Genomic DNA, 2,630 nt, shown 5'->3' with positions numbered 1-2,630 from the left:
TTTTAATGGATACCCATGATATTCGGCCAGTTTATCTAAGTAACGGGTAATCCTTCCTGCTGGTAAGCTTACTGCAATATCAATACCTAACGCCTCACGATTAAAGTCATCGATGACATTGAATGTTCTAAAGCGACGTTGATTACGGCTACTGTCACTCATAAAATCCATTGACCAACATTCACCTTGTTTATTGGGGACTAATAACCTTTCCGGACATCGTGGAGGAATGCGTTTTTTACGCTTTACCCTGAGATTAAGCTTTAATTCACAATACACCCGATATACCCGTTTATGATTCCATTGATAGCCGAGCTTTCTGATACGATGAAAACATTTAAGAAAGCCCCAGCGTAAATGCCTATCTGTGATAGCATTCAATACTGAAACAATAACCGAATCATCCTGTAACTTAGATTGATAATAGTAAGCACAACGGCTTAAGCCAACAATGGCACAGCTCATAGCAATAGTAACTGAATGATTTTGTTGTAGTTGCTGTGCCCACGTTTTACGTGCCTCAGTTGGCACTAAAGCTTTTTTATGATTTCTTCCTGAAGCTGGGATTTTAAGCTCAGTTCGGCAAACATCTGCTTAAGCTTGCGGTTTTCAGCCTCAAGCTCCTTTAAGCGTTTGATATCCGACATTTCCATTCCGCCCTATTTTTCCCGTCATTTATAGAAAGTTGAATTACCCATGCCATATTTACGGCACAGTTCTTTAACGGGAATACCTGCTTCAGCTTCTTTTAAAATAGCGACGATTTGATGTTCAGTCATTTTTTTCATAATTAAATCCTCTTTTACTTTTATCATAGAGAATTTTCTACTTTTTTGCTGTACTATTTTAGGGGGTAGTTACAGGTCCCTTTTTCAGCACTTTCATCATCACAAAGGTAATTTGTAAACTGATAAGATTTAGAATTAATACGAAACCAAGCCTCGTCTACAGATGTTTTATTTAAACAAGGCTCTTGAGCATAACAAATAACACTGGTTGTCACCATGGCTATTAATAGTGTTATTTTTTTCATAAAAATCTGATTCCTTATTACTATTTTTTATTGTAAGTTTTATTAATATATTTTTTTACTTCTGTTGCGGTTTTATATTTGAAAGAAGATATAGTTGAATCAGACATACCTTCCATTCCAGTTAACTCTCTATCATGATAAAGAGTCATATTTTTGACAAATTTATTCTCTTTATTATTTGATTTGTTATATGCATATACTTGATACAATTTTCCATATGTACCAACTCCACGACTATTTATTTCCCATGAAATAATAACAAAAACAGTTTTATCTTTTAGCACCTTATCAAAAAATACTGACTCGACTTGTGGCTCTCCGCCTTCTATTTCATAGTTGTCTATTATTTGAAATTTTTCTAATTTAAAATCATCTAGATATTTCAAAACAAAATCAACAGAACCATTATCTTTTCTAGTAAAAAATAATTCTCCATTTTTATACCAAGATATATTAAACGGCCCATGTATAATAGTAGCACCTTCTTCACTAAAGGCTAAAGATGAAAAAATTAACCCAAAAACAAGCCATAACACACCTATTTTTTTTAACATCTTTTTACTCCTCATCTAAACCAAGTAATCTAGCAAGCCGATTAAATCTTTGTTTCCTATCATTATATCCATTTTGACCACCATTAACGAGCTGAGTTACTTCTTGCACTGTTCCTGATTTAGCAAGGTCTTTTAATTTAACAAAATGATTTATATCGCGATTGGGCCTACCTGTTTTAGTAAACCAAAATACAAAGGCTGATTCAATTCCATATTGTGTTGAACTTATTAATAAATCAGGATTAGCAACAAAATCTTGAATATCATCGGGATTATTTTTGTTATGAACATTTGTAAAATTATTATAGGCATCTTTACCTGTTAATTGAATCATTCCTCTACCTCTATAACGATAACCATCCCCTGATGATTCATCACCATTTCCCATTCTATTTGCATAAACATAATTTGCCAAATTTTCAGGATTTCTTTCATAATAAGAAGTATTAGTCCATAATTTAGGCCTAAGCTGTCCTAAATCACAGCTATCTTTTAGTTGGTTATATTTCCCTCCCTTACAACCATATACTTGCTTCATTCTAGATGAGCTAAAATATAATTTTTCACTATCTGATTTAAATCCACTTTCATGCCCAATTTGTGAAAGGAAATGAGCTATTTCTTTAGATTCAACTAATCCATACACTAAAGCATATTGATTGAGATAAGGTAAAATTTCAGCGTAATAACTTTTTACCCCTGTTGGATGAGAGGCGATTAGCATTTCCATTGTTATCATTGAATCATTAGCAATAAATGCTCCCATCGCCACCGGATGAATAAACCACGCCTTGCCATCAGCGCTAAGCGTGGCTAGTGGGGTGGTATCTGCAGGGGAAGTTGTGGTATCCGTTGTCTCGCCATTTTCTGGGGAGGTGTCATTTTGTTGGTTTAGCTTGGCTAAGCCTTTAGCAACATCATCCCACCATAACATCTTTTTTATCTTCTCTTTGGTCTTTTCCCAAGCTGTTACTTGTTTTTCTAATGCTTCCATTTTGGCATAAGATTCAAACTGTTCTTTAGTCAGCTTTTTCGAGGGTGAT

5 protein-coding genes are annotated in these 2,630 nt (G+C 34.3%); all 5 read right to left on the bottom strand.

The features are described 5' to 3' along the window. On the bottom strand, positions 1 to 531 hold a 531-nt coding region (locus A9G45_RS06310), incomplete at its 3' end, for an IS3 family transposase (RefSeq protein WP_065566380.1). Between the two features lie 140 nt (positions 532 to 671). Further along, positions 672 to 788, bottom strand: coding sequence for a transposase (locus tag A9G45_RS14105; protein ID WP_141675080.1), 117 nt, complete (start codon positions 786 to 788; stop codon positions 672 to 674). A 53-nt stretch (positions 789 to 841) separates the two neighbouring features. Further along, positions 842 to 1,033, bottom strand: a complete 192-nt coding sequence (locus A9G45_RS06300) for a hypothetical protein (RefSeq protein ID WP_065566379.1) — start codon at positions 1,031 to 1,033, stop codon at positions 842 to 844. Positions 1,034 to 1,053: 20 nt separating this feature from the next. After that, positions 1,054 to 1,587 carry a hypothetical protein gene (locus A9G45_RS06295; protein WP_065566378.1) on the bottom strand — a complete coding sequence of 178 codons (534 nt, stop codon included), beginning with the start codon at positions 1,585 to 1,587 and terminating at the stop codon, positions 1,054 to 1,056. Positions 1,588 to 1,591: 4 nt separating this feature from the next. Further along, positions 1,592 to 2,630, bottom strand: a 1,039-nt coding sequence (locus tag A9G45_RS14610) for a glycoside hydrolase family 19 protein (protein ID WP_218057050.1), incomplete at its 5' end; no start/stop codon positions are given.

The sequence above is a fragment of the Gilliamella sp. HK2 genome (assembly GCF_001690265.1).
Lineage (GTDB): Bacteria > Pseudomonadota > Gammaproteobacteria > Enterobacterales > Orbaceae > Gilliamella > Gilliamella apicola_C.
Note: the sequence above shows the minus strand (reverse complement) of the source record. Positions and strands in the feature narration are given on the sequence as shown.